Genomic DNA, 26,435 nt, shown 5'->3' with positions numbered 1-26,435 from the left:
TCAGCCAGAAACGTCGCGCAAGTTCCGTACCGGTGCGCCAAGCGGGCTGGTCCAGGCGTGCAGGCAATGCCCCGGGGGATAAGGGCCAGCCGTGGGCGGCTCAGGCGCGTGTGCGCTTTACCTGCCCTTTGTAAGAACGGCATGCCGGCGCGGGCGGGTCGGAAGACCCGGCATGCGGCGAAGACGCTACGACGGATGGCCGCGCCGCAGCGCCGTGGGGCGCGCAATGCCCCAGACATCCAGTAACGGCTCGAAATGCGGTTTGCTTTCGCGCGGTGCCGGCGCCACGCGGCGCGGCGGCGGCAAAGGCCGGCCGGTCAGCACTAGCGGGGTATCGGCCTCTGCCGGCGATTCAGGCTCGCCGGCGTAGGCCACTACGCCCATCTGGCGGGCGGACTTCAGCGCGCGCGTCAGTTCCGCGGCGTTCAGGCGGCTGGCGGCGGCAAGCTGGTGCCGGGGCATGGGCCCCTTGGCACGCAGGCTGGAAATCAACGCCATCACGCATTCCCGGGTGGTTCGATTCATTTCGCTGCGTCAGGAAAAAGGGTACAGCGGTGGGCTCGCCAATCGAGCCTGCCGCGTACGGTACCCATTCTTTCGCAGGGGTCATATCCTTGCCAACCGGATATGACACTTGTTCACATTTCCTAGCGCAGAGAGAGGAATCGTCCCTAGGCTAATGCCGCGTTTCCGGGTCGCCGGTCGGAAATCTGCGATCCGCGCGGTCGCGCGGGGTCAGCATCGTGCCATGCCGGCGCCACTTGCGCGCGTGCCTGGCATGGATGTCTTCGGCAAGTTCGTGCAGTTCGGCAACCCTGGCGTCGATCGGGTCGGGATAGATGTCCAGCGGGCGATACCTGAGGAACAGGCGCATGGGGGTCTCGGTTGGTCCTGGATAAGGCGTGCTGCCTTGATTCCAGTATCGGTGACAGACCCGTAGCTTTCACGAGCGCAGACGTAACACATTGATTTCATTCAATGTGTTTCCCGCAATGGATTGTTGTGGCCCGCGTTCGCCGCGGGCCCGGGGGATGCAGGGGGAACCGGCGGTTGACGGTGGCCGGGGTGGTCAGTAGCCGACGCGGGCGGTGCCGCGTGCGTCCCGGCAATAGATCTTGCGTTCGCGCACCAGGCCATCGCGGCCGTGGATGCACAACGGCAGGCCATCCGCGCGCGCGCGCATCCAGCCGGCCGCGATCGCGGCTTCCTGGGTCGGGAAATGCAGCGCGGTGTCGTCGCCACCGTTCTCCAGGCCTTCGATGGTGAGTGCCCATCCGCCGTCGCCGGCGTATTCGGCGTTGTCGGTTGCGGCGGGAAGCACGTGGATGCTGCGTGACGTCATGGTGTTCTCCGGAGGGCGTGGGCTGACATTTGATTTTTAAGCGACGGCGCCGCCGCGGGTATCCGTCGATGTCCTACAAGCGCGCACGCGGTGACGGCCGGTCGCGCCGTCGGCTGACATCCCGGTAGGACGAAAGCCGACTTTTTGCGCTGCGGTGCGTTGCTACGATCCAATTGCCGGTCGGGCAAGCGGCTGCCCGGTCCCAAGCCATTCCGATCCACTCCATCCTGGCGGCGCATGTCGCATCCACACGAAGCAAGGAGATCGTCATGAGAAAGCTATTTGCACTGTTTGCCCTCGCTGGCGTGATGCTGGTCACGGGTTGCAATACCATGGCCGGCGCAGGCAAGGATATCGAGCGCGGCGGCGAGAAGGTACAAGGCGCGGCGGAAAGCACCAAGCAGAAGATGTAAGTCCCGCTGCCTGCCGCCCTGGCATTGCTACGGCCCGCGTCTGGTGACGCGGGCCGTTGTCTTTGTCACGGCGAATTCAATGTGCGGCCGCCGCCGGCGCCTGCGCCGCATCGATGTGGTTGCGGCGCCAGCTGGCGGGCGGCAGGCCGAACTCGCGCTTGAACGCGCGGCTGAACGCGGCCTCGGAATCGTAGCCGACCGCGCCCGCGACCTCGCTGATGGAACGGTTGCCGCTGCGCAGTTCGGCGGCCGCGGAGCGCAGCCGCCAGTGCGCCAGGTACTGCATCGGTGGCTGCCCCAGCAGGTCGGTAAAGCGCTGCGCCAGCGCCGAGCGCGACAGGCCCACGTTGCCCGCCAGCTCATCGACCGTCCACGGGTAGGCGGGCCGCGCGTGCATGCGCGACAGCGCCCGCCCCACATAGCGGTCGCGCAGGGCGGCAAGCCAGCCGCTTTCATTGTCAGGCAGGGTGTCGATGCAGCGCCGCACTGCCTGCACGAACAGCAGCTCAGACAGCTTGGCCAGCACCGTGGCGGTGCCCGCACGCGGTTCCGCCGCTTCAGACGTGGCAAAGGCCAGCGCCGACGCCAGCCATGCCGATTCCAGCCCGCTGCCCAGCCCCACCTTGAACAGCCGCGGCAGCGACGTCAGCAAGGGGTTGCCCATGGTGTCGTCGAACCCCAGGAAGCCGCACACCATGCGCGTGGTCTCGCCGCCGCCGCCGTAGGAAACGCGCATGACCTCGCCCGGACTGTTGCGCAGCATGTCGTACACCAGCGGAGCGGACGGCAGCGGCTGCAGACGCAGGTCGCTGCCCAGCACGTGCGGCTCGCCCTGCGGCACCACCAGCAGTTCGCCGGTGTCGACCCGCAGGCCCGGGCCGGTGCCGTCGACCAGGCGCGCCCAGCAGACGCCTTCGGTAATCAGGTGGTAGGAGACGACGCGGTCGGCGCGGGGCAGGAAGGCGGCGCGCAATTCAGCATCCGCTTCACTGATCAGGCACCACGGCGACTTGAACTCGCCGTTCAGGAACACGGCACCGCTGAGCTGCACGGCGCGCAAGAGGTCGGACAAGGCATCCATGGTCACATTCCTCCAGATCCGGTGTTTCGCGCAAGAAAGCCGGACGCCCGATCATACGGGCAAGGGGACCGGGCTCCGATACTAGCACCGTGCCTGGCGCCATACAACGCCGCAGCGCACGTATCAGACTAGCCGGAGACAACACCATGGAAACCCTTTCCGCAGCGGATGCCAGCGCAGGCGCACAGGCCGACTGGCTCGGCCTGGCCGCGACCCTGGGCCGCACCTTCGACGCACGCGCGCCAGAGATCGATGCCAGCGGGCAGTTCGTCAGCGCCAACTACGACGACCTGCGCGCGCACCGCTTCTTTGCCGCGGCCGTGCCGCAGGAACTTGGCGGCGCCGGGCTGTCGCACCAGGAGCTGGGCGCGGTGCTGCGCGAGCTGGGCAAGTACTGCGGATCGACCGCGCTGGCCTTTGCCATGCACACCCACCCGGTGGCCACGGCCGCGTGGCGCTGGCGCAATCAGCAAGCGCCGGTGGAGGGGCTGCTCAAGCGCGTGGCGGGCGAGCAGATGGTGCTGCTGGGCAGCGGCGGTTCGGACTGGCTGCAGGGCAGCGGCAAGGCTACGCGCGTGGATGGCGGCTTTCGCGTGGATGCGCGCAAGATCTTCGCCAGCGGCGCGCCGGCGGCGGACCTGTTCATGACCTGCGCCGTCCATGACGATCCGGAGAGCGGGCCCACGGTGCTGCATTTCGCGCTGCCGATGAAGTCGCCGGGCGTACGCGTGCTGTCGAACTGGCACACGCTGGGTATGCGCGGCACCGGCTCGCATGATGTGCTGCTTGAAGGCGTGCTGGTTCCGGATACCGCCATTGCCGCCCGCCGCCCCCAAGGCGTGTGGCATCCGATGATGCATACGGTGGCGATGATCGCGCTGCCGCTGATCTATGCGGTCTACGTCGGCGTGGCCGAGGCCGCGCGCGATATCGCGCTGCAGCTGGCGCGCCAGCGGCGCCTGAGCGCACATGCGGTGGAAGCCGCCGGGCGCCTGTGCAACGAGGCCGATGCCGCGCAGCTGGCGCTGGATGCGATGTTCGCGGCGGCATCGGGGCAGGCGCCGGGCGCGGTCACCACCAACCGCATCATGTGCGCCCGCACGCTGGCCGCGCGCGCGGTGCTGGCGACGGTCGAGGCGGCGATGGACCTGGCCGGCGGCGCGGGCTTCTATCGCGATGCCGGGCTGGAGCGGCGCTTTCGCGATGCGCAGGGCGCGCGCTTCCATCCGCTGCAGGCCGGTGCCCAGCAGGAGTACGCAGGGCGCATGGCACTGGGGCTGGATCTCGATGCGCCGCCCGGCGAGGTGCGGCCTGCCGCGCAATGATCCCCGCCCTGGCGCCGCTGCCGTATGACACGCAAGCCTGCAACGACAGCGGCCAGGACGACCCGGCCCGCGCCATCAGCCACGATGGCGCGGCGCGGCGGGCCTTGCGCGATGCGCTGGGGCAGTTTGCCACGGGCGTTACCATCGTCACGGCCGCGGACGCCGACGGCCAGCCGGTCGGCGTCACGATCAATGCCTTTACCTCGGTGTCGCTCGCACCGCCGTTGCTGTTGTGGTGCCTGGCACGCAGCTCCGGCAGCCTGGCGGCGCTGCGTGCGGCGCCGTGCCACGCGATCAATGTGCTGGGGAGCGGGCAGCAGGCCTTGTGCCGGCGCTTCGCCGCGCGCGGTGCTGACCGCTTCGCGGGCGTCGATTGCCGCCCCGGGCCGTTTGGCACGGTGCTGATCGGCGGCACGCTGGCGTACTTTATCTGCCGGCACCACTCGGTGCGCGTGGTGGGCGACCACGTGATCTTTGTCGTGGAGGTGGTGGCCTATGGATCGACGCCGGGCGCGCCGCTGGTGTTCCACGCAGGCGGGTTTGAGGTACCAGCGCCTTAGCCGCGCTTGCCCGCGATCACCAGCGCAATGCCGCCCAGCACCGCGGCCGCGCTCAATGCCAGCCGCAGGCTCAGGGCTTCACCGAGCAGCGCGATGCCGCCTGCCGCCGTAATGACCGGCACGCTCAGTTGCACGGTGGCGGCGATGGCGGCCTTCAGCTGCGGCACCACGGCATACCAGATGACATAGCCCAGCCCGGAGGTGATGGCGCCGGACAACAGCGCATAGGCCAGCCCCGCGCCGTCCAGTGATCGCTGCGCCTGCATCACCGCACCCAGCGCCAGCGCCATCGGCACCGCGCGCAGGAAGTTGCCCGCGGTGGTGGAAGCGGGATCCGCGGCGCGCCTGCCGCGCAGCGAATAAACGCCCCATGCGATGCCGGCCGCGATCATCAGCAGCGAGGACGGCAGCGGCGGCGTGGCCAGCCCTGGCAGCAACAGCCATACCAGCCCGGCCAGCGCCAGGGCCAGGCCAATCCATTGCTGCAGGCGCATGGGCTCGCCGGCATAGAGGCCATAGCCGGTCATGGTGGCCTGCACCGCCGCGAACAGCAGCAGCGCGCCGGTCCCCGCGGTGAGGCGCACATAGGCAAAGGAAAAGGCCGCGGCATAGCAGAACAGTGCAAGCGCGGAAATCCAGTTGCCTTCCACCGGCGGCAGCCGTTGCGCCACGACCGTGCGCACCAACTGGTGCCGCGCCACGACGATGACCCACAGCACCAGCGCCGCCGCGGCGACGCGGGCCAGCGTAAAGCTGGCCGCGTCGATGGTGGTGCCCTTCAGCGCGAGCCGGCACAGCAGTGAATTGCCGGCAAAGGCGAGCATCGCCAGTGCGGTCAGCACCACGGTGTTCGCGCGCGGCATGCGGCGGGGTGGGCGGTGGGCGCTGCGTGGTTCAGGCTGCGGGCGGTTCGTCGCCGATGGCGAACGAGGACAGGTGCTCGATCGCCCTGACCAGTCCGGAATGATCCCAGCCCGCGCCGCCCAGCCCGCTGCAGACATTGAACAGCTGCTGGCACGACGCCGTGTTGGGCAGGCCCACGCCGAGCTGGCGCGCGGTGGACAGCGCCAGCTCCAGGTCCTTCTGGTGCAGCGCGATGCGGAAGCCCGGGTCGAAGGTGCGCTTGATCATGCGTTCGCCATGCACTTCCAGGATGCGCGAGCTGGCAAAGCCGCCCATCAGCGCCTCGCGCACGCGCGCGGGATCGGCGCCGGCGCGGGCGGCCAGCACCAGCGCTTCGCTGACCGCCTCGATGGTCAGCGCCACGATCACCTGGTTGGCCACCTTGGCCACCTGGCCGTCGCCGGCCTCGCCCACGCGCGTGATGTTCTTGCCCATCAGCTGCAGGATCGGCAGCACGCGGTCAAATACTTCCTGCTTGCCGCCGGCCATGATCGACAGCGTGCCCGCCTTGGCCCCGACCTCGCCGCCGGAGACCGGCGCATCGATATAGTCGACGCCGAGCGCTTCGATGCAGCGCGCGAACTCGCGCGTGGCGATCGGCGAGATCGAGCTCATGTCGATCACGGTAATGCCGCCTGCCGTGTCGGCAAGGCCGTCAGCGACCCCCTTCTCGCCAAACAGCACCCGCTCCACGTCGGGCGTGTCAGGCAGCATCAGGATGATGGTTTCCGACTGCTTCGCCACCTCCTCGGCGCTGGCGCAGGCTTTCACGCCGGCATCCTGAAGGTCCTGCGGCACGCCGCTGCGCGTATGGGCGAACACGGTATGCCCGCCGTCGACAAGGTGCTGCACCATGGGCTTGCCCATCACGCCAAGTCCGATAAAGCCGATCTTGCTCATGTCAGTGTCCGGTAGTGGTCAGGCGCCAGGCCGGCCGTGCGTCGCGCACGACGCCGGGTTCATCTCTGATGATAGTCAGTCGCACGCCAGCGCAGACAGCGGCCCCGGCGCAGGCTGCGCGCCGGCGCGCGCGGCCGCCACCCGCGCCGCGGCGTCGTCCAGCTGCGCCAGCGTGCCGGCGTCGACCGGCATATGAGTGGCGCGGGCGGCGCGCCAGGCCCGTTCGGGCTCGCCCGGCAGGCGGATGCCATCCTGCCCCGGCTGCAGCCGCGAGGCCTTCATCCAGTCGGCGAACGCCGCCACCTCATGCCCGAATGACGTGCTGTTGCCCAGGCGCGCGGGATCGAACACGATCGCCAGCATGTTGTTCCAGACCGCGTGCTCATGCCGCAGCGTTTCGGGGCGGATGGTGTGGCCGCCGGTGACCGCGGCACCCAGCAACTCGCACATCACGGCCAGCACATGGCCCTTGTGTTCGCCAAAGGGCCGCAGCGCGCCTTGCGGCGCGCCGTCGGCGGGGTACATCACGGCAGGATCGGCGCTGGGCTCGCCATGCGCGTCCAGCAGGCAGCCGGGCGCCACCGGCACGCCCTTGTTGTGGGCCACACGCACCTTGCCCAGCGCAATCGCGCTGGTGGCGAAGTCCAGCACCAGCGGCGGCTCGCCCGCCACCGGCACGCCGATGGTGAACGGGTTGGTGCCGTAGCGCGCATCGTAGCCGCCGTGCGGCGCCACGATGGGCTTGGACAGCACGTTGACGAAATGGATCGAGATCATGCCGGCGGCGGTGGCCTGCTCGGCCCAGTGGCCCACGCGCCCCAGGTGGTGCGACTGCCGCAGGCCCATCACGCAGACGCCATGCTCGCGCGCGCGGCCGATGGCCATGTTCATGGCCTGCGCCGTCACCGCCTGGCCCATGCCGCGGTTGCCGTCCAGGCTCAGCATGCTGCCGGCATCGTGCAGCACGCTGACCTGCTGGTTCAGCTGCAGCTCGTCGGCCTGCCAGGCCAGCACATAGCGCGGGATCATGCCGACGCCGTGCGAGTCATGCCCGCTCAGGTTGGCGCCGACCAGGTGGTCGGCCGTCAGGCGCGCCTCTTGCGCGCTGCTGCCCGCGGCAAGCCAGAGATCGGCCACCCACTGGTGCAGGGCGGCGGTAGGGATGCGGTGCTCGCTCATATCGGCCTTGGCTAGGGATGAAAAAAGCCCCGTGCCGTGTGACGGCAACGGGGCTTCATGATACGGCCGGCGCGAGCTTGGTGGCGCCGGCATGGCCGGTGATCGGCTACTGCTTACTGGCGCAGCGCAGCCTCGGCAGGTGACTGGCCAAGGATTTCGCGGATACGGGCCAGGTAGGTATCGCCCACCGCGCGGTGCATGCGCGCCGCCTCGGCCGCGAACTGGCGCCGGCTGGGCGGGCGGATGCCCAGGCTGCGGCAGATCGTTGACAGATAAGGCTTGCGCTGGCCGCCCAGGCGCAGCGCCGCGGTCTGCAGCGCGGCATCGCCGATGCGACCGCGCAGCCAGGCAAGCACCTGGCGGTCATAGTCGTTTTGCACACGGATCAGGTGTTCCATGGACGGGACTCCTACTGTTCATCCATACAGGTACTGTAAATATATACAGTATTCAGAGGGATGCAAGGAGTTTGTCCAGGAACACTTCGGGCGAAAGGCCAAGTTGGCTACAAGCCACCCAGGGCGTTCACGGTGAACGCCAGAATCCCCATGTTGAAAAGGAACGCGGCCACGCAGTGGCCCAGGACCACCCTGCGCATGTGTGCGCCGGCGATGGTCACGTCAGAAGTCTGGAAAGTCATGCCCAGCGTGAAGCTGAAATAGAGGAAGTCCCAATAGCTGGGGTGCTGCACGCCCGGCACCTGCAGTCCGCCCTGGTCGCCGGTGGCGGTCTGGAGGTAGTAGAGATGCGCATAGTGCAGCGTGAAAACGGTGTTGGCAAAAAGCCAGGAAAGGATAAGCGTGGCGACGATCAGCGCGATGTCGGCCCAGTGCGGTGTCTCGGGGCGCGCGATCAGCGTGCCGATTGCGACCAGGATCACCATCGAGAGCAGCACGGTGATCGTGAGCAGCGCTGTGCGGTTGGCATCGTTGTGTTCCGCCGTGCGCCGCATGGCCGCAGCATCGGCGCGCAACAGCGGCAGCGCGGCGCCAAGGAAGACAAGGGCCGCGAGATCGAAGCCGATCAGCAGGGCGATGCGTGGCTCTGCGCCGAGCGCACCCGCGGCAAAGGTCGCAACGATCAATATGGCGCCGCACAGCAGAAAGCGTGCGGGTGCGATGCGCTTGCCGATAGCGAAGCGGGCGGGTCTGTTCATGGGGTATTCATCCGGATGGCCCTTCGTCAGGAAAGGAGGCTGGCCATGCGTGAATAATATCCGTGCCGTCGCGCAGTTTGTTACGCTGCATGCGCCTTTCATTTGGCGGCCTCGAGGTCGATAATGGCCCTGTGCCATGACCGGCAAGGAGAGACGCCATGACCAAAAGCTCTTCCTCCACGGATAAGCCCGATCTCACCCAGGGCGTGCCGCTGGCTGACCTTGCTGACGGCGGCACGGTCACAGGCCAGGTTGGCGGCAAACCGGTCTTGCTTGTGCGTCGGGCTGATGAACTGTTTGCCATCGGTGCGACCTGTACCCACTATGGCGGGCCACTGGCGGACGGCCTGCTGGTCGGCGATACGATCCGATGTCCGTGGCATCACGCCTGCTTCAGTCTTCGCACCGGCGAGGTCCTCGGGCCGCCCGCCCAGGACGATCTGAAATGCTGGCGCGTGGAACAGCAAGACGGGAAGGCCTTCGTCCGCGAAGCGCTGCCGGCGGTGCGGCCACCGAGGCTTGCCTCGGCCCGGCTCCCTGAATCCGTGGTGATCATCGGCGGCGGCGCCGCCGGGACTGCCGCGGTCGAAACCCTGCGGCGCGAAGGCTATAGCGGCCCCGTCACGCTGCTGAGTGCCGATCGCTCATTGCCGTACGATCGGCCGAATCTGTCGAAAGACTACCTCGCCGGGACAGCAAACGCGGACTGGCTGCCAATGCGGCCACCGACGTTCTACGCGGATCACGACATCGACGTGCGCTCCGACAGCCGTGTCGTCAAGCTCAGCCCCGAGCAAAAATCCGTCACGCTCTCGGACGGCAGCAACGTGAGCTACGGCGCGCTTCTGCTTGCCGTCGGTGCCGTGCCGATACGGCTGGACGTTCCTGGCGCAACCTTGCCGCACGTGAGCGTGCTCCGCACGCTGGCCGACTGCGACGCCCTGATCGCGCGTCTCGGCACGGCACGCCGATGCGTCGTGGTGGGCGCAAGCTTTATCGGGATGGAAGTCGCGGCAGCGCTGCGAACGCGAGGACTGGAAGTGCATGTTGTCGCGCCCGAAGCGCATCCGATGGAGCGGGTCCTGGGCGCGACGCTCGGCGACATGATCAAGGCGCTTCACGAATCGCACGGGGTAACGTTCCATCTCGGGGCCACGGTGGCAGAGATTCAGCCGGATCGGGTGAGATTGTCGACCGGCGCGGAGCTGGCCGCCGACCTGGTCGTGACCGGGATCGGCGTTCGCCCCGACGTGGCCTTGGCGCAGGACGCCGGCCTCGCACTGGACAAGGGCGTGGCGGTCGATGAATTCCTCCAGACCAGCGAACCTGACATCTATGCCGCGGGCGATATTGCGCGCTGGCCCGACCCGGGAACGGGCCAGCGTATCCGCGTCGAACACTGGGTGGTCGCCGAGCGCCAGGGCGTGGTGGCAGCGCGAAATATCCTGGGACAGCGGCAACGCTTTGCGGCCGTGCCATTCTTCTGGACCCAGCACTATGATGTGGCCATCAACTACGTAGGCCACGCGGAGCAATGGGATCGTTTCGATGTCGACGGCGATCCCGCCGCGCATGACTGTACGGTGACCTATTGGGGCAAGGATAAAAGGCTTGCGGTCGCCACGGTCGGGCGCGACCTGGCGAACCTTCGCGCGGAGGTGGCGTTCGAGCAGGAGACGACAGGACACTAGGCAGGGGCGAGTGCGCGGTCCGCAAGCCCTTCAAGCAGGTCGGCCGACGGGACAAAGAACAGGCTGCCGGTGACCGCCTTGCTGAAGTCAAGCAGCCGGTCGTAATTGCCGGGCGGCAATCCGACGAACATGTTCTCGAGCATCTTCTCGATCGGCGCGGGCGAACGGGCGTAGCCGATGAAGTAGGTGCCGAACTCGCCCGCGCCAGGGCGGCCGAACGGCATGTTGTCACGCAGGATCTTCACTTCCTGCCCGTTCTCGACCAGCGTAGTCAGCGAACTGTGCGATGACGATGGCTTGACCTCTTCGTCCAGTTCGATGTCGGACAGTTTCTTGCGCCCGATGATCAGTTCCTGTGTCTCCACGGGAAGGGCGTTCCACGCGGTCATATTGTGCAGATACTTCTGCACGATGACGTAGCTGCCACCGGCAAACTCGGCATCCTCGTCGCCGATCACCGTGAAATCGACCGCCTCGCGTCCGGCCGGATTCTCCGTGCCATCGACAAAGCCGATCATCGCCCGCATGTCGAAGTTGCGGAAGCCGTGCACCTCGTCGACAACCTGGATCGCATCGCCGAGCTTGCCGAGCAGTTGCGTGGCAAGCTCAAAGCAGAGGTCCATCGATTCGGCACGGATGTGCAACAGCAGGTCACCCGGCGTGGCGATGGCGACGCGATCGCCGGTGCCGAACTCCCGGAACGGGTGCAGCGCCGCGGGACGGGGCTTGCCGAACAGCCTGTCCCACGCGTCGGCGCCGAAGCCGCAGACACAGGACAGGTTGCCTGACGGCACACGATGGCCGACCGCGCGCACGACGGCGGCAACGTCGGCACACCAAGCGCGGACGGTGCCGGCGTGGTCGTCGCCGTCGGTGAGCGTCGCAACGATGAATATGGCGCTGCGGGTGACTGTGCCGGAAACGGCCTGTGGTTCGGGGATCTTTGTAGGCATCGGACTCTTCATGTTGGTTATACCGATTCGGTTTGCGGGCTGACGGAAGAGAATTCAACGCATAAGCCTACACGAATTGAGTGGCGCCTCTGACCTTTCATTTTCTCCTGACCAGGCAGTGTCAGTTGCAGTTGTCAATCCAGGCAGTTGGAGCAAGGCCTGTGCCTGTGACGGCATCCTTGGGTAGTCAGGCGGTTCGGGCGCGCGGCAAGCGCTGCGCGGCCTCCGCGACGGACAAAATGTCCATGCTGAGCCAGGTCTCGCGGGTCATTTTGTCCATTCCGTTGTCACATAAGGCATCGCTTATAGGCACGCAAAGAATCGCTGAATTTACCTTAAGTGGCCAGGCAATTATCTTGTCTCCAACGATGCAGGAACACTAAGCAAAGCGGCATCGAAGCACGCTTCAGCAAGCCTCATCGGCCATTCAAACAAGGATAGGGGAGACCATGCATGATCACGACGAGGATACCCCGGAGACCATCCCTGATGGTCTCCGTCACGTCAGTCTGCCGGGCTACCTGACGCAGCCATGATCGTCGGCACGGCAGGACATATCGATCATGGCAAGACCTGCCTGGTCAGGGCGCTGTCGGGCATGGATACCGACCGCCTGGAGGAAAGGAAGGCGCGCGGCTTCTCGATCGAGCTTGGCTATGCGTACGTGCCGCTCGAGAACGGCGACGTGCTCGGCCTGGTCGATGTCCCGGGCCATCAAAAGCTGATTCACACCATGGCCGCGGGCGCATGCGGCATCGACTTCGCGCTGCTCGTGGTCGCCGCCGATGACGGCGTGATGCCGCAAACGCGCGAGCACCTGGCCATTGTGCAACTGCTCGGCATCCGGCGCGGCGCGATCGCGTTGACCAAGGTAGATCGCGTGAATGACGTGCGGCTACGGCAGGTGCGTGAGGAGATCGCGTCTTTCCGGCGCGGCAGCATGCTGGAAGACGCACCGGTTTTTGAAACCTGTGCAATGCGCGCCGACGACCCGGGTGTGAGCGCGTTGAAGCGGCACCTGCATGCGGCGGCGGCCGCGTCGCGAACGAAGCGCGACGACGGGCTGTTCCGCCTTGCGGTTGACCGGGTCTTCACGCTTGCCGGGCAGGGGACGATCGTGACGGGAACCGTGGTGTCCGGGCGCATCCATGTCGGCGACAGGGTGTTGCTCGCGCCGAAGAACGAGTCTGTGCGCGTGAGCGGCATCCATGCGCAGAATCGTCCTGCTGCTGTCGGGCGGGCGGGGCAGCGCTGCGCGCTGAACCTGGCCGGCATCGACAAGGGCGCGATCGAGCGCGGTGACTGGGTGGTCGATGTGCGCCTGGCGCAGGCGTCGGAGCGCATCGATGTGATGCTGACCCTGTTGCCGGACGCCCCTGCGCTGGAGCACTGGGCGCCCATGCATGTTCACCTGGGCACGCAGCACCAGGTGGCGCATGTCGCGCTGCTCGATGGCCCGACGCTTGCGCCCGGCCAGCGCGCGCGCGTGCAGCTTGTGTTCGAGCGGCCGGTATGCGCGCTGCCTGGCGATCCCTTTGTCGTGAGGAACGCGCAGGCCAGCCGCACCATCGGCGGCGGCGATGTACTGGATCCGTTCGCGCCCGCGCGCAAGCGCCGTTCCCCGGCGCGGCTGGCTTGGCTCGACGCGATGCAGGCCATGCTTGACACCGGATCGGTCGGGGCATTGCTCGAGCAGGCGCCACACGGGCTGTCGCGCGCATTGCTGGAACGCCTGAGCGGCATGCCGGCGGCGGCCATCGAGCTGCCGTGTGACACGCGCGTGATCGAACTTCCGGGCAACGATGCCTTGCTGGTGTCCGGCGCGGCGTGGCGGGCGCTGACGGGGCGATTGACCACTGCGCTCCGGCAATTCCACCAACGCTCGCCGGATGTGCTTGGCCCGGAGGTGGCGCGCTTGCGCAGGATCGCTGCACCGCTGGCGCAAGACGCGTTGTGGTGCGCGCTCGTCGATGACGCCTGCGCGCGCGGCGAGATCGTCCGGACCGGCCCCTGGCTGCACCTGCCTGAGCACACCGTGACGCTCGACGACGCGGATCGCACGCTCGCCGCGACGCTGCAGCAGGACATGAAAGCGGGGCGCTTCGATCCGCCATGGGTGCGCGAGCTGGCGAGCGCGCATGGCGTGCCGGAAGACAAGGTGCGGCAACTGATGCGCAAGCTCGCGCGTCATGGCGAGACGTTTCAGGTCGTGCATGACCTGTTCTATGATCCGGAGGCTATTCGCGAGCTGGCCTTGCTCGCCGCTGTCGACGCCAGCAAGAACGCCGGTACGGTCGTCGCCGGGGCATTTCGCAATGCCACCGGACTCGGACGAAAGCGTGCGGTTCAGGTCCTGGAGTTTTTTGACCGTGTTGGCTATACGCGCTTCGACCGTGGCCGCCATCTGGTGCGCACGGACAGTCGTTGGCTGGAGTTGCTCTGACAGGGAAAACCGCCTGCCGCCATTGAGATTCCTGGGAATTCTCAAGCGTTGCGGGGCTCTCCACTCCTCCCTCCTCCCCACACTACATCCTTATCCACAAATTCGAGGCCGTATTGCGGTGACAGCAATACGACGATTCGCACTTTCGTAACGAACCTCCACCACGCGATCCCGGAATCGGCATCCTGTGCGCCAGCGGACGCGATGCGCGTGCGTCCGCGGTTTCGATGGAATAGGAGATAAATATCATAATTAAATTGGATATAAAGATCATGCTCATTTGAAATACATCGATTAGTCATCATTTTCCCATTTTTAATGCACTGCACGAAAACTGTGCGTGAATTTAAAAAGAATTCAGCGAATATCGTCCGAATACGGCATTTGGTGCTGGCATGCTACTTGCGCTAGGTATGTCCAGGCGCCAACGGCGGCGCAACATTAACTAGTAGTTACGACCAACGGTGGTCGTGATTCCGGGACAAAGGCGTCCGAGTCAGGCGAGCGGTGCTCGCTGGGCCGGATGCATTTTTTTTGTCTGTAAGTGGTGCACAGGGGGAGTCAGGGGTGTCAGTGATGCTGCAATCGATACCAAACACAAAGGCTGTCCAAGCGCCGGTCGTCGTGATCGGCACCGGGCCGGTGGGCGTGCGGCTTGCGCAGGACTTGCATCGTCGCGATCCTTCCATTCCGCTGGTGATCTACGGCAACGAACCATGGGAGCCATACAACCGCGTGCGCCTGTCTTCCTTTCTTGCCGGCGATGCGAGCTGGGCCATGCTCACGCAGGGGCTTGCACTGCCGCAGGGACCCGCGATCGCAGCGCGGCTCAATTGCGCAGTGGTGCATGTCGATCGCGGCGCGCAGGAGATTGAAGACTCGGCCGGGCGCACGCAACGCTATTCCCACTTAGTGCTGGCCACCGGATCACGTCCGCGGATCCCGGACGTGCCGGGCATCGGCCAGGCCAATGTCTACGTTTTCCGTGACATGAACGATACCCAGCGGCTGCTCGCACGCCGTATCCGCAGCCGCCGTACGGTGGTGTTGGGCGGGGGGCTGCTGGGCCTGGAAGCGGCGCGCGCAATGCAGCGCTTCAACACCGAGGTGCTGGTCATTGAGAACAACGACCGGCTGATGTTGCAGCAATTGGACCAGGCAGCCGCGGATCTGCTGCGCGCCCATGTCGAGGCGGCCGGAATCCAGGTATTGACGGGCGCCGCGGTCAGACGCGTGCATGGTGAAGGAGCGGTTACCGGCATCACCCTGCGCACCGGCGATGTCATCGAATGCGATACCGTCGTGATTGCCGCCGGCATCAAGCCGAACACCGACCTGGCCCTGCAGGCCGGCCTGAGTGTGGGGCGCGGCATTCGCGTCAGCGACCGCATGCAGACGTCCGATCCACATATCTACGCCGTTGGCGAATGCGCGGAACATCGCGAACAAGTGTACGGGATCGTCGCCCCTGGCCTGGAACAGGCGGCAGTCGCCGTGCATGCAATCTGCGGCGGCGACGCCAGCTATGCCGGTTCGCTACAGGCAACGCGCCTGAAAGTGCTCGATATGCCGGTGTTCAGCGTGGGCCGCGTCGGCGAGCATGACGGTATCGGCTCGGCGAGCACGGCAGCTTATGAAGACAGGAAAGCTGGCATCTACCGCAAGGTGCTGGTCGAGCGCGGTCGTCTGATTGGTGCGATGGCGGTCGGCGAAGGCGCAGACCTGCGTCGGCTGCAGGACGCGGTCAGCGGCAATCACCGGATACTGCCATGGCAGCTTTGGCGGTTTCGCAGGACCGGCTCGCTGTGGCAGGAGGGCGAAGCCAGCGTCGTCAACTGGCCGGCAAGCGCGGTCGTCTGCAACTGCACCGGCGTTACCCGCGGTCAGCTTGGCGAAGCGGCGGCTGCCGGGTGCCGTTCGATCGAGCAACTCGCAGCGTGCACGCGTGCCTCTACGGTATGCGGTTCGTGCAAGCCGTTGCTGGCTGAGCTGGCCGGTGGCACGGTGATGCGAGAACCGGTGCGCGCGCATCGTCCGCTCCAGGGCGCGGCCGCGGCGGCACTGGCGCTCGCCTTGCTGGCACTCGTTGCGCCTGCCATCCCCTTTGCGAAGACGGTGCAGCTGCAGTGGCGCTGGGACGAGCTATGGCTGGTGAGTTTGTATAAGCAGGTCAGCGGATTTTCCATTCTCGGGTTGAGCGTACTTGCCCTGCTTCTCTCATTCCGGAAGCGCTGGTCGCGCCTTGGCTATGGCGATTTTGCCGTCTGGCGCGTGCTGCATGTGGTGCTCGGATTGGGTGTGCTGGCGGGACTCTATGCGCATACGGGAGGCAGGCTTGGCAGCCAGCTGAATTTCCTGTTGATGGCGAGTTTCACCGGCCTGATTCTGGCGGGCAGCATGTCGGGGCTGATGATCGCGCAAGGGCATCGCCTGCCAGTGGCACTGGTTCGGCGCTGGCGCGACAACAGCACCTGGGTGCACATCTTGCTGTTCTGGCCGGTACCCGTGCTGCTCGGGTTCCACATTCTCAAAACTTACTATTTCTAGAGCCTACCAGCGATGGCAAGCAAAAGCCGCAGAGTTCTGTGGGTCTACTGGGGTGTGTTGAGCGTGGCGATGCTGGCATATTTCTCGATTGGGCTGTTCTACAAGGAGGCGGCGAGGCATCCGCTCCTGGTATCCGCGCGCATGGCATTCCTGCCGGGTCAGACCAGCCACGGCCACTACCAGATCGAACTGGCGTGCGAGAGCTGCCACAGCAAGCCGTTCGCCGGCCAGGAGGCCATCCAGGAGGCATGCGTCAAATGCCATGAGAATGAGCTGAAGGAAGCCAGAGATTCGCATCCGGCCAGCAAGTTCGACGATCCGCGCAATGCCGAGCGGCTGGGAAAGATCGATGCGCAGGCATGCGTCACCTGCCATGCGGAGCACAAGCCGCGCACGACGCTTGCCATGGGCGTAACGCAGCCGCAGGACGTCTGCTACCACTGTCATGCCGGTCCGGACGAGATGCCGTCGGACCACAAGGACTTCAAGTTCGACAGCTGCACCGCGGCCGGCTGCCATAACTATCACGACAATCGCGCGCTGTACGAAGATTTCCTGCTAAAGCATGCGCAGGGCGGCAAGCTGAACGAAAAGCCGCTGCTGCCGCAGCGCGATTTTGCCGTAGCGGTGCGTGAGATGAGCGGCTACCCGGCGGCGAAGTATCCGTTCCGGACACTCTCGGCAGCCGAGCAGGATGCGCCGCACGGCAAGCGCGGCAGTACGGCGTTGCAGGCCGACTGGCTCGGCACCGCGCATGCCAGGGCTGGCGTCAATTGCACCGGTTGCCATGCAACGAAGGGCAAGGACGGTTCCACGAAATGGAGTGACCACCCAGGCAGCCCAGCAGCGTGCGAAGGATGCCATGCGGCCGAGGCCAAGGGGTTCCTGGCGGGAAAGCACGGCATGCGACTGGCGCAAGGCCTGACGCCGATGACGCCCGGCGACGCCCGTCTGCCAATGAAGGAAGCGGCTGCCCACACGGAACTTGGTTGTACTTCCTGCCATTCTGCCCATCGCTTCGATGCCAGGACAGCGGCGGTGGAGTCATGCATGAGTTGCCATGACGACAAACACACCCTGGCCTACAAGAGTTCGCCGCACTACGCGCTGTGGCAAAAGGAGACCGCCGGACAGGCGCCGCCCGGTTCTGGCGTGACATGCGCCAACTGCCACATGCCGCGGGTGCGGATGTCCACCGACGAAGGCTCGCGCATCGTGGTTCAGCACAACCAGAACGATACCCTGCGGCCGAACGAAAAAATGATACGGACCACGTGCATAAGCTGCCACGGGCTCGGCTTCTCGATCGACGCGCTGGCCGACAAGACGTTGATCGACAACAACTTCAAAGGCATGCCGGCCCGGCACGTGAAGAGTATCGACATGGCTGTGGCCAAGGATGCAGAAACGCGCAGCAAGCGAAGCACGCCGTAGCTGCGCGTCGTTCTGGCGCTTGCGGGCTTCTTTTCAACAGTGAAGGAGAGAGAAATGAAACGATATGCGAACTTGCAGGCAAGCAGTCTGGCAATGGGCGCGGCGCTGGCCGTTAGCGCCTTTCCCGCACACGCATCCGGCATCAGTCCAAAGGAAATGGCGGATGCCCTGCACGCCGTGATGGCGGCCGACCGGACCGTGTATACCCGCCTGATCGTCAACCGCCTGCAGAACGAAGAGAAGGTGATCAAGGCGACTGAGCACTGGAAGGATGAGAAGACATTGGTGCTGCCGGCGCAGATGTTTCGCTTCGGCGCGGAGGAGGTAGCCAAGAGCAAGCCGAATTTCAGCTATTCGCTGTTGTCCCTGTGGCCGCTGAATAAGCAGAACGCTGCGAAAACCCCAGTGGAGAAGGAAGGGCTGGACTTCGTCGCCAAGAACCCCGGAAAGAACTTCTACAAGGAAGAGACTCTCGGCAAGAAGACCTATTTCACCGCCGTGTACGCCGACACGGCGATCGCGCCGGCCTGCGTCACTTGCCACAACGGCCATAAGGACAGCCCGCGCACCAATTTCAAGATTGGCGACGTGATGGGTGGCGTGGTGCTGCGCATCCCTGTCAGCAATTGAGCCAGCGAAAAGCTGAGCGATGACGACGTGAAGGCAGTAGCGGATTACATGATCGCAATTATCAAGTAAAGGAATATTCCATGACACCGCAAGAGATCACCCTGGTACAAAGCTCCTGGCAGAAGGTGGTGCCGATCAAGGAAAAGGCCGCCGAGCTGTTCTACGGCAAGCTGTTCGAAATGGATCCCTCGCTGAGGCCACTGTTCAAGGGCGACACCGTTGAACAGGGGCGCAAGCTGATGGCGATGATCAATACCGTCGTCACGAAACTGGACCAGCTCGACGACATCGTTCCCGCTGTACAGGAACTCGGCCGGCGCCACGTCGCCTATGGCGTCAAGGACGAGGACTACGACACCGTGGCCGGCGCCCTGCTGTGGACACTGGGTGCCGGCCTCGGGGACGCCTTTACCGATGAGGTGAAGGGCGCCTGGACCAGCGCCTACGTGATCCTGGCCGGGGCCATGAAAGACGCCGCCGCGACCGCCTGGGACTGACTCAGGAGGAATGAGGCCATGCTGGAAGCAGTGTCACTGACCGCCGCGCGCGGCGACCGGCCGATTTTCATCAGGCTGGGGCTGCGCGTGGAGCCCGGGCAAGCGGTGCATGTCACAGGCGCCAACGGCAGCGGCAAGACTACCCTGCTGCGAATCCTGGCTGGCCTGCTGCGCCCGGAATCGGGCGAGATCCGATGGAACGGGTGTGCGGTGGCGGCGAGCCGGCCGCTGCCCGATTCCGCATACCTCGGTCACCGCAACGGCCTGAAAGCGGAGCTGAGCGCGCTGGAGAACCTGCGCAGTGCCTGCGCGCTGTACGGTTGCCGCACGGATCGTGCGCACCTGCAGCGGGTGCTGGCACAAGTCGGGCTGGCCGCTGGTGCCGACACCGCTCTCGGGCTGTTGTCGCAGGGGCAGCAGCGCCGGGTTGCGCTGGCGCGTGTGCTGTCCAGTGGCGCGAAGCTATGGCTGCTCGACGAGCCGACCACCGCACTCGACCAGTCCAGCATCCGGGCCTTTGAGGGATTGTGCGAACACCATCTGCAGTCGGGCGGCATGCTGGTGTTTGCGAACCACTACCCGCTGCGGCTGGTGGCCGCGCGGATGCGCGAGCTTGCCATCCCGGCAATCGCCGCTCGATCGCAGCAGGAGGCGGCATGCTGGATCCGGTCCTGAAACTGATCGCGCGTGAGCTGCTGCTGGCGTGGCGTCGCCCGTCGGCGGTGCTGACACCGCTCGCCTTTTTTGTCGCGGTGGTCAGCCTGTTTCCGCTGGCGGTTGGCCCGGAGCGGATGTTTCTCGCCAGGCTGGCGCCCGGTGTGATCTGGGTCGCCGCCTTGCTGGCGACGCTGCTGGGCATGGAGCGTTTGTTCGAATCCGATTTCCGCGACGGCAGCCTGGAAGTCATCGCGCTCGCGCCGCAGTCCCTGACCTTGATGGTGCTCGGCAAGGTGACCGGCTTCTGGCTCGGGGCGGGCCTGCCGCTGGTGTTGCTGACGCCACTGCTTGGCGTTCAGCTCGGCGTGCCTGACGGCGAGCTGGCACAACTGGCACTGTCGCTGCTGCTCGGTACGCCGACGCTGTGCCTGATCGCGGCAATCGCTGCCGCGCTGACGCTGTCGCTGCAGCGCGGCGGCCCGCTGCTGGCATTGCTGGTGCTGCCACTGGCAGCGCCGGTACTGGTGTTCGGCTGCGGCGTCGCCGCCGCCAGCACTGCGGCGGAATTGCAGGCGAATCTTTCGCTGCTGGGGGCATGCCTGCTGACTGCCGTTGCGTCGGCGCCATGGGCCACCGCCGCGGCGCTCAGGATTGGATTGGAGTCTGTCTGATGGCCACCTTGAATATCTGGAAGTACGCCGCGCCCCAAGCCTTCTATCCGCTCGCCGGGCATCTGGTGCCATGGTTTGGCGCTGCTGCCGCAGTGTCTGGCGCGATGGCGCTATACCTTGGCCTGGTGGTGGCGCCGCCCGATTTCCGCCAGGGCGAGGTGTACCGCATCCTGTTCATCCATGTCGCGGCCGCCTGGATGTCGATGTTCATCTACGTGGTGATGGCCGTCTACGCCGGGCTTGGCCTGGTGTTCGGCACCCGTCTGTCGTCGCTGATGGCAACCGCGCTGGCGCCCAGCGGTGCGTTGTTCACCTTCCTCACGTTGTGGACCGGCGCACTTTGGGGCAAGCCGACCTGGGGCACCTACTGGGTATGGGACGCGCGCATGACCTCCGAGCTGCTGCTGCTGTTCCTCTATCTCGGCTTCATCGCGCTGCAGGCCGCGATCGACGATCCACGGCGCGCAGCCAGGGCCGGCGGGGTGCTGGCGCTGGTCGGATTGATCAACCTGCCGGTCATCTATTTCTCCGTGACCTGGTGGAACACGCTGCATCAGGGGGCATCGGTCAGTCTGACCAAGGCGCCGCAGATGGCCGGCATCATGATCGTTGCCATGCTGGGCATGACCTTCGCCTTCTGGATGTATGCGATCGCCGTCGCGCTGGCGCGGGTGCGCTGCCTGATCGCGCGCAGCGAGGCCGGCCGCAGGTGGTGGCGGCAAGGCGAGGACATCTGAAACCGACGCGCACTCGGATCAACGCGCTCAACAGCAGGGAGGGAATGATGGATCTGAATGGATTTTTTTCGATGGGTGGCCAAGGCGCTTTCGTCTGGGGCGCATACGGCGTGACGGCGCTGCTGTTCGCTGTCGAAGTCCTGCTGGTACTGCGCTGCGGCGTGTCGACTCGGCGCACGCTGGCAGATGCGCACCCCGCCGCGCCCGGCATGCGGCTGCAAGATCAACGGGGTACGCAATGAGGATGCTCAACAAGGCGCGCGGGCGACGCCTGCTCATGATCGCCGTGGGATTGCTGTTGCTTTGGACGGCTGCCGCATTGATCCTGAATGCCTTCCGCAGCAATATGGTGTTCTTCTTCTCGCCAAGCCAGCTCGCGGCAGGGGAGGGCCCGCGCGACAAGGCCTTCCGCCTTGGCGGCATGGTCGAGCGCGGCAGCCTGCGGCGCGCCCCGGATGGGCTGGGGGCGTCCTTCATACTGACCGATACGGTCAACCGGGTGCAGGTGGTCTACCGCGGCATGCTGCCCGATTTGTTTGGCGAAGGGCAGGGTGCCATTGCGTTCGGCCGCATGGGTGGCAACGGCATCTTCGCGGCCGAGGAGGTGCTGGCCAAGCATGATGAAGCGTACATGCCGCCGGAGGTCGCCGCTTCGCTCAAGCTCGCCGAAGCGGCGCAGAAAGGTGGGGCCAGATGATTCCCGAACTCGGTCAATGGTGCCTGGCGCTTGCGCTCGCGCTGTCGCTGTCGCAAGCGGCGCTGCCGCTGCTGGGGGCGGTGCGCGGCGTCGATGGCTGGATGCGCACCGCACATGCCGCAGCACGCATGCAGTTCCTGTTTCTCTCGCTGGCCTTTGTTTTCCTGTTGGCGGCGCTGCTGGGGAACGATTTTTCGGTGCGCTATGTCGCAAACCACTCGAACAGCAGCCTGCCGGCGATCTATCGCTTTGCCGCCGCCTGGGGCGGCCATGAGGGATCGTTGCTGCTTTGGTCACTACTGCTGGCAGCCTGGTCGGCCCTGGTGAGCTGGCGCAGCGACAGCCTGCCGCTGATGTTCTCGTCACGCGTGCTGGCCGTCCTGGGCATCGTGTCGAGCGGCTTCCTTTGCTTCATGCTGTTCACCTCGAATCCTTTCGAGCGCCTGTGGCCGGCGCCCCCGGACGGCGGTGACCTCAACCCACTGTTGCAGGACATCGGGCTGGTGATCCACCCGCCGATGCTGTATATCGGCTATGTCGGACTGGCGGTGCCCTTCGCGTTCTCGGTGGCCTCCCTTCTGACCGGGCGCATCGATTCACTCTGGGCACGCTGGTGCCGGCCATGGACCATCGGCGCCTGGCTGTTCCTGACACTCGGCATCGCCCTTGGCAGTGCCTGGGCCTACTACGAACTGGGTTGGGGCGGCTGGTGGTTCTGGGATCCGGTCGAGAATGCTTCCTTCATGCCATGGCTGCTTGCCACCGCGCTCATGCATTCGCTGGCGGTCACGGAAAAGCGGGGCATATTCGCCGGCTGGACCCTGTTGCTGGCGATCGCCGCCTTTGGCCTGAGCTTGCTGGGCGCCTTTCTGGTGCGCTCCGGCGTGCTGACCTCCGTGCATGCCTTTGCCGCGGATCCGGGGCGCGGCGTGTTCCTGCTGTCATTGTTCGCATTCATCGTCGGCGGCGCACTCTGTTTGTACGCGTGGCGCATGGGGCGCGTGCGGAGCAGTTCGGCGTTCGCGCCGTTCTCGCGCGAAGGGGTGCTGATGCTGAACAATCTGTTCCTGGCCGTAGCAACCGCGTCTGTTTTGCTGGGCACAGTCTATCCGCTGGCGCTCGATAGCCTGGGCCTGGCGAAGATATCAGTCGGTGCGCCGTATTTCGAGGCGGTGTTTGTGCCGCTGGTCGTGCCAATGCTGTTTCTGATGGGCGTGGGCCCGCTGATGCGCTGGAAGCATGCTTCGCTGCCGGATCTGAAGCGTCGGCTGAAATGGGCGCTGGCCGCGGCGCTTGCCTTTGGCCTGGTCACGCCCTGGCTGCTAGGCACATCGAGCATCGGCATCAGCCTCGGCCTCGCCCTGGCCGGCTGGATCACCTGTGCTCTGGTCGCGACCGCGGCCGAGAGCGTGCGCGACCGGCGCGGGGCAGGGGCGTTGCGCAGTCTGGCCGCCCGTCCGCTGTCGTTCCACGGCATGTTGATCGCGCACCTTGGCATTGCAGTGTGCATTGTCGGGGTCACCATGGTCGGCGGCTATGCAGGCGAACGCACGGTGAGCATGTCGGTCGGCGACTCGCTCGAGTTCCGCGACTACCGCTTCCGCTTCGACTCGGTGGAAACACTGGCGCGCGACAACTACCAGGCCCGGCGCGCGAGCATTACGGTGACGCGAGACGGCCAGCTGGTGACATTGCTGCGGCCAGAGAAGCGCTTCTATCCGGTTCAGCGCAAGGTGATGACCGAGGCGGCGATCGATCCCGGCCTGACGCGTGACCTCTATGTATCGCTTGGCGAAGCGTTGTCCGACGGTAGCTGGACTTTGCGGCTTTACCACAAGCCGTTCATAAGCTGGATCTGGTCCGGCTGCCTGCTGATGGCATTTGGCGGCTTGCTTGCGCTCGGCGACCGCCGCTATCGGGCGCGCACCGCGCCGGCCGCCACGCCGCTGAACCTGGGGGTGGAATGATGCGACGGTTTGTTCCTGCTGCGATCTTCATCATGCTCTTGCTGCTGCTCGGCCTCGGGCTTGCGCCGAGACCGAGCAGTCTGCCATCCCCCCTGATCGGCAAGAGCGCGCCGGCTTTCAGGCTGCCCTTGCTGGACGCGCCTCAGCAAACTGTGGCGCCTGCCGATCTGCGCGGACAGGTCTGGGTGCTGAACGTCTGGGCATCGTGGTGCGGCGCCTGCCGCGAGGAGCATCCGAAGCTGATGGAGCTGGCGCGCCTTACCCGGGTGCCCATCTATGGGCTGGATTACAAGGATGGGCGCGACGAGGCCGGTGCCTGGCTTGCGCGGCACGGCAACCCTTATCGCGCCAGTCTGTTCGATGCCGATGGCCGGGTCGGCATCGACTACGGCGTGTACGGTGTTCCGGAAACCTTCGTGATTGACCGTCGCGGCGTGATACGCCACAAGCATGTCGGTCCGCTGACCGAGGAGGTGGTGCGCAAAGAACTGTTGCCGATGTTGGCGGCGCTCGAGAACGAGCCGGACGTAGCACTGGCAAGCAGGGGAAAAGGGGGCTGACATGAAATCAAGCGTTCGCCGGTGGTGCGTACTTGGGTGTTTGCTGGGCGGTCTGCTGGCCAATGCAATCGGCGCCGAGCCGGCACAGGCCGATGCCGAGCAGGCTCTGCAGGCCCGGGTCATGAGGCTGGCCGTCGATCTGCGTTGCGTGGTATGCCAGAACCAGTCGCTTGCCGATTCCAATGCCAGCCTGGCGATTGACTTGCGCAGCGAGATTGCCGGCATGCTGCGCGATGGGAAAAGCGAGCGCGATGTGACCGAGTTCATGGTGCAGCGCTACGGCGATTTCGTGCTGTACAGCCCGCCGCTGCAGCCCACCACCTGGCTCCTGTGGCTTGGCCCGTTCCTGCTCATGTTGGTGGGAATGGTGGTGCTCTACCGGCATGCTGCCGGATCGCGGGCACGCGAGCGGGCGGGTAAGGCTGGCGGCAACGAGGAGGGAAGCATATGACATCGGCGCAGGTATTTTGGGGATTCGCCACCGCCCTGACCATTGGTGCGCTGCTGACCGTATTGCAGCCAATGGTGGCAGGTATCGCCGTTGCGAAAGGCCGGGCGCGCCGGGTTCAGTTCCTGGCCGGGCTAGCTATCACGCTGGTGGCCCTGGCAGGGTATCTTGCTGTCGGCCGGCCGGACCTGATCGGGCCGGAATCCGGCAGCGGGTCAGGAGCAACGCCGCGGGAAACGTCGATTCCGCATCTGATCAAGCGTCTTGAGGCGCATCTGCAGCAACGGCCTGGCGATGCCGATGCCGCACTGTTGCTCGCGCGCTCATACTATGCCGCAGCCCGTTTCGCCGAGGCGGTGCCGGCGTTCGAGCGCGCATTCGTGCTGAAGGCACCCGCGGCACCGCAGCTTGCCGATTATGCCGATGCGCGTACTGCGCAAACAGGGGGCACTTTTGATGCGCAGGCACAGAAGGCTGTTGAACGCGCGCTGGCACTTGATGCGCAGCATGTGAAGTCGCTGTGGCTGGCGGGCAGCTTTGCCTTCAATGACCGGCGCCCTGCCGACGCGATTGTTTACTGGACGCGCCTGGCGCCATTGCTGCCAGCCGATTCCGAAGAGCTACGCCGTCTGCAGGCCAACATTGCCGGAGCGCGTGCGCAGGTGGGGATCGGTTCGGCTGTTGCGGGCAACAAGAAGCAGCTTTCCGGCACCGTAGCAATTGCGCCCGAATTGCAGGCGTCTGTTGGCAGCACCGACACGCTCTACGTATTCGCACGCGGGCTGCAAGGGCCGCCGATGCCGCTGGCTGTCTTCAAGGCAGTGCCTGGACGCTGGCCGGTGGCGTTTTCGCTGGACGAGAGCATGGCGGTGATGGGCGGTGCGCGCCTGAGTGAGCGGGAAAGCGCGATGGTTGTCGCACGAATCTCACGTTCCGGCCAGGCGATCGGCCAGCCAGGCGACCTGGAAAGCGGGGCGGTACAGGTGAAGGTGGGCGCTGCTGGCATCCAGCTGTTGATTGATACGGTAAGGAAATGAGGGTTGATCCGCGACGATCATAGGGTAGACGACCAGCTGCCGCTGCCCACAACGCCGCCCAGCGTCTCAGTAGCGGATTCTGTGGTCCCGCGATGTGCTGCTTGATCGCAACTTAATGGATTGCTTATGCGTCGGCTAAGAATATATGAATTTACCTTAAGTGGGTGAGCAGTTATCTTTCCAGCATTGCCGCCACGCCGCCAAAGCACGCCTGGTGCATGCATCCCTACATTCACCAGCAGCGGAGTATGTCTTGAGCGTCAGCACTGAGCAGGTCACCGAAGCCCTACGCACCGTCATCGACCCCAATACGGGCAAGGACCTGGTGTCCACCCGCTCGGCCAGGAACATCCGCGTCGACGGCGGCGATGTCTCGCTGGAAGTCGAACTCGGCTACCCCGCGAAGAGCCAGTTCGATCCGATCCGCAAGCTGGTGGTTGCTGCGGTGCGGCAAGTGCCGGGCGTGAGCAACGTCAGCGTGGCCGTGACCATGAAGATCGTCGCGCACGCGGTGCAGCGCGGGGTCAAGCTGCTGCCGGGCGTGAAGAACGTGATTGCGGTGGCGTCGGGCAAGGGCGGGGTGGGCAAGTCCACCACGGCCGTGAAC

The 26,435-nt window shown here is 65.6% G+C and carries 29 protein-coding genes; 19 read left to right on the top strand and 10 right to left on the bottom strand.

The features are described from left to right. Window positions 1-186: 186 nt before the first annotated feature. From AC3WRR_RS20580 to AC3WRR_RS20570, 3 genes are all read right to left on the bottom strand, one after another. Window positions 187-525 (bottom strand): hypothetical protein, encoded by a 339-nt coding sequence (locus AC3WRR_RS20580; protein ID WP_231881494.1) that lies wholly within the window; start codon window positions 523-525, stop codon window positions 187-189. Between the two features lie 151 nt (window positions 526-676). Then, complete coding sequence (locus tag AC3WRR_RS20575) at window positions 677-874, bottom strand: hypothetical protein (RefSeq protein ID WP_010809653.1); 198 nt, start codon at window positions 872-874, stop codon at window positions 677-679. A gap of 195 nt (window positions 875-1,069) precedes the next feature. Then, on the bottom strand, window positions 1,070-1,342 hold the full coding sequence (locus AC3WRR_RS20570; RefSeq protein ID WP_010809654.1) for a DUF2188 domain-containing protein: 273 nt from the start codon (window positions 1,340-1,342) through the stop codon (window positions 1,070-1,072). Window positions 1,343-1,611: 269 nt separating this feature from the next. On the opposite strand from AC3WRR_RS20570, the gene AC3WRR_RS20565 reads away from it, so the two are divergent. Continuing rightward, the gene (locus tag AC3WRR_RS20565; RefSeq protein ID WP_010809655.1) at window positions 1,612-1,755 is read left to right on the top strand and encodes an entericidin A/B family lipoprotein; all 144 of its coding nucleotides are present in this window, start codon (window positions 1,612-1,614) and stop codon (window positions 1,753-1,755) included. 76 nt (window positions 1,756-1,831) lie between these two features. Here the strand turns inward: AC3WRR_RS20565 and AC3WRR_RS20560 are convergent, their stop codons facing one another. Next, window positions 1,832-2,836 carry an AraC family transcriptional regulator gene (locus AC3WRR_RS20560; RefSeq protein ID WP_010809656.1) on the bottom strand — a complete coding sequence of 335 codons (1,005 nt, stop codon included), beginning with the start codon at window positions 2,834-2,836 and terminating at the stop codon, window positions 1,832-1,834. A 146-nt stretch (window positions 2,837-2,982) separates the two neighbouring features. Here AC3WRR_RS20560 and AC3WRR_RS20555 point away from each other — a divergent pair, with 146 nt between their 5' ends. Then, on the top strand, window positions 2,983-4,161 hold the full coding sequence (locus AC3WRR_RS20555) for an acyl-CoA dehydrogenase family protein (protein WP_439672583.1): 1,179 nt from the start codon (window positions 2,983-2,985) through the stop codon (window positions 4,159-4,161). After that, window positions 4,158-4,721, top strand: a complete 564-nt coding sequence (locus tag AC3WRR_RS20550) for a flavin reductase family protein (RefSeq protein WP_010809658.1) — start codon at window positions 4,158-4,160, stop codon at window positions 4,719-4,721. Before AC3WRR_RS20555 ends, AC3WRR_RS20550 begins: the two co-directional genes overlap by 4 nt. Here AC3WRR_RS20550 and AC3WRR_RS20545 read toward each other — a convergent pair. The 5 genes from AC3WRR_RS20545 to AC3WRR_RS20525 form a co-directional block, all read right to left on the bottom strand. Then, a complete protein-coding gene (locus tag AC3WRR_RS20545; RefSeq protein ID WP_010809659.1) occupies window positions 4,718-5,584 on the bottom strand; it encodes a DMT family transporter in 867 nt (288 codons plus the stop codon). The genes AC3WRR_RS20550 and AC3WRR_RS20545 overlap by 4 nt on opposite strands. Before the next feature lie 31 nt (window positions 5,585-5,615). Next, window positions 5,616-6,524, bottom strand: a complete 909-nt coding sequence (locus AC3WRR_RS20540) for a 2-hydroxy-3-oxopropionate reductase (RefSeq protein WP_010809660.1) — start codon at window positions 6,522-6,524, stop codon at window positions 5,616-5,618. Window positions 6,525-6,599: 75 nt separating this feature from the next. Continuing rightward, window positions 6,600-7,703, bottom strand: a complete 1,104-nt coding sequence (locus AC3WRR_RS20535) for a malate/lactate/ureidoglycolate dehydrogenase (RefSeq protein ID WP_010809661.1) — start codon at window positions 7,701-7,703, stop codon at window positions 6,600-6,602. 113 nt (window positions 7,704-7,816) lie between these two features. Then, window positions 7,817-8,101 carry a CppA family protein gene (locus tag AC3WRR_RS20530; protein ID WP_011616901.1) on the bottom strand — a complete coding sequence of 95 codons (285 nt, stop codon included), beginning with the start codon at window positions 8,099-8,101 and terminating at the stop codon, window positions 7,817-7,819. A gap of 107 nt (window positions 8,102-8,208) precedes the next feature. Continuing rightward, entirely contained in the window at window positions 8,209-8,997 is a 789-nt protein-coding gene (locus tag AC3WRR_RS20525; protein ID WP_234788276.1) for a DUF1345 domain-containing protein, read from the bottom strand. Window positions 8,998-9,017: 20 nt separating this feature from the next. Here AC3WRR_RS20525 and AC3WRR_RS20520 point away from each other — a divergent pair, with 20 nt between their 5' ends. After that, on the top strand, window positions 9,018-10,550 hold the full coding sequence (locus tag AC3WRR_RS20520; protein WP_058698618.1) for an FAD-dependent oxidoreductase: 1,533 nt from the start codon (window positions 9,018-9,020) through the stop codon (window positions 10,548-10,550). Here AC3WRR_RS20520 and AC3WRR_RS20515 read toward each other — a convergent pair. Further along, the gene (locus AC3WRR_RS20515; RefSeq protein ID WP_010809665.1) at window positions 10,547-11,503 is read right to left on the bottom strand and encodes a Dyp-type peroxidase; all 957 of its coding nucleotides are present in this window, start codon (window positions 11,501-11,503) and stop codon (window positions 10,547-10,549) included. The two genes, AC3WRR_RS20520 and AC3WRR_RS20515, sit on opposite strands and share 4 nt — an antisense overlap. 532 nt (window positions 11,504-12,035) lie before the next feature. Here AC3WRR_RS20515 and selB point away from each other — a divergent pair. From selB to AC3WRR_RS20440, 15 genes are all read left to right on the top strand, one after another. Continuing rightward, the gene (gene selB / locus AC3WRR_RS20510) at window positions 12,036-13,946 is read left to right on the top strand and encodes a selenocysteine-specific translation elongation factor (RefSeq protein ID WP_010809666.1); all 1,911 of its coding nucleotides are present in this window, start codon (window positions 12,036-12,038) and stop codon (window positions 13,944-13,946) included. A gap of 576 nt (window positions 13,947-14,522) precedes the next feature. After that, window positions 14,523-16,493, top strand: coding sequence for an FAD-dependent oxidoreductase (locus AC3WRR_RS20505; protein ID WP_492297972.1), 1,971 nt, complete (start codon window positions 14,523-14,525; stop codon window positions 16,491-16,493). Between the two features lie 69 nt (window positions 16,494-16,562). Continuing rightward, window positions 16,563-17,927: an ammonia-forming cytochrome c nitrite reductase subunit c552 gene (locus tag AC3WRR_RS20500; protein ID WP_492298008.1), complete on the top strand. Its 1,365-nt coding sequence runs from the start codon at window positions 16,563-16,565 to the stop codon at window positions 17,925-17,927. Window positions 17,928-17,981: 54 nt separating this feature from the next. Further along, window positions 17,982-18,557, top strand: a complete 576-nt coding sequence (locus AC3WRR_RS20495) for a Tll0287-like domain-containing protein (protein WP_011616907.1) — start codon at window positions 17,982-17,984, stop codon at window positions 18,555-18,557. An 80-nt stretch (window positions 18,558-18,637) separates the two neighbouring features. After that, window positions 18,638-19,054 carry a globin family protein gene (locus AC3WRR_RS20490; RefSeq protein WP_010809670.1) on the top strand — a complete coding sequence of 139 codons (417 nt, stop codon included), beginning with the start codon at window positions 18,638-18,640 and terminating at the stop codon, window positions 19,052-19,054. Between the two features lie 18 nt (window positions 19,055-19,072). Further along, a complete protein-coding gene (ccmA, locus tag AC3WRR_RS20485; protein ID WP_010809671.1) occupies window positions 19,073-19,729 on the top strand; it encodes a cytochrome c biogenesis heme-transporting ATPase CcmA in 657 nt (218 codons plus the stop codon). Then, on the top strand, window positions 19,711-20,382 hold the full coding sequence (gene ccmB, locus AC3WRR_RS20480; RefSeq protein WP_010809672.1) for a heme exporter protein CcmB: 672 nt from the start codon (window positions 19,711-19,713) through the stop codon (window positions 20,380-20,382). Before ccmA ends, ccmB begins: the two co-directional genes overlap by 19 nt. Continuing rightward, entirely contained in the window at window positions 20,382-21,119 is a 738-nt protein-coding gene (gene ccmC / locus AC3WRR_RS20475) for a heme ABC transporter permease CcmC (RefSeq protein WP_010809673.1), read from the top strand. Before ccmB ends, ccmC begins: the two co-directional genes overlap by 1 nt. A 44-nt stretch (window positions 21,120-21,163) precedes the next feature. Then, on the top strand, window positions 21,164-21,361 hold the full coding sequence (ccmD, locus tag AC3WRR_RS20470) for a heme exporter protein CcmD (protein ID WP_010809674.1): 198 nt from the start codon (window positions 21,164-21,166) through the stop codon (window positions 21,359-21,361). Then, window positions 21,358-21,816, top strand: coding sequence for a cytochrome c maturation protein CcmE (gene ccmE / locus AC3WRR_RS20465; protein WP_037023989.1), 459 nt, complete (start codon window positions 21,358-21,360; stop codon window positions 21,814-21,816). Before ccmD ends, ccmE begins: the two co-directional genes overlap by 4 nt. Further along, complete coding sequence (locus AC3WRR_RS20460) at window positions 21,813-23,783, top strand: heme lyase CcmF/NrfE family subunit (protein WP_492297969.1); 1,971 nt, start codon at window positions 21,813-21,815, stop codon at window positions 23,781-23,783. Before ccmE ends, AC3WRR_RS20460 begins: the two co-directional genes overlap by 4 nt. Beyond that, entirely contained in the window at window positions 23,780-24,343 is a 564-nt protein-coding gene (locus AC3WRR_RS20455; RefSeq protein ID WP_492294376.1) for a DsbE family thiol:disulfide interchange protein, read from the top strand. Before AC3WRR_RS20460 ends, AC3WRR_RS20455 begins: the two co-directional genes overlap by 4 nt. Before the next feature lie 40 nt (window positions 24,344-24,383). After that, complete coding sequence (locus AC3WRR_RS20450; RefSeq protein WP_439672595.1) at window positions 24,384-24,794, top strand: cytochrome c-type biogenesis protein; 411 nt, start codon at window positions 24,384-24,386, stop codon at window positions 24,792-24,794. After that, window positions 24,791-25,828, top strand: coding sequence for a tetratricopeptide repeat protein (locus tag AC3WRR_RS20445; RefSeq protein ID WP_492297967.1), 1,038 nt, complete (start codon window positions 24,791-24,793; stop codon window positions 25,826-25,828). Before AC3WRR_RS20450 ends, AC3WRR_RS20445 begins: the two co-directional genes overlap by 4 nt. Window positions 25,829-26,081: 253 nt before the next feature. After that, the coding region (locus AC3WRR_RS20440) for an iron-sulfur cluster assembly protein (RefSeq protein ID WP_492297965.1) at window positions 26,082-26,435 on the top strand (354 nt) is incomplete at its 3' end.

It is taken from the genome of Cupriavidus sp. FW305-3-2-15-C-LB2, assembly GCF_058787575.1.
The sequence above is the reverse complement of the archived record's forward strand: the minus strand, read 5'-3'. Positions and strand labels throughout refer to the sequence as shown.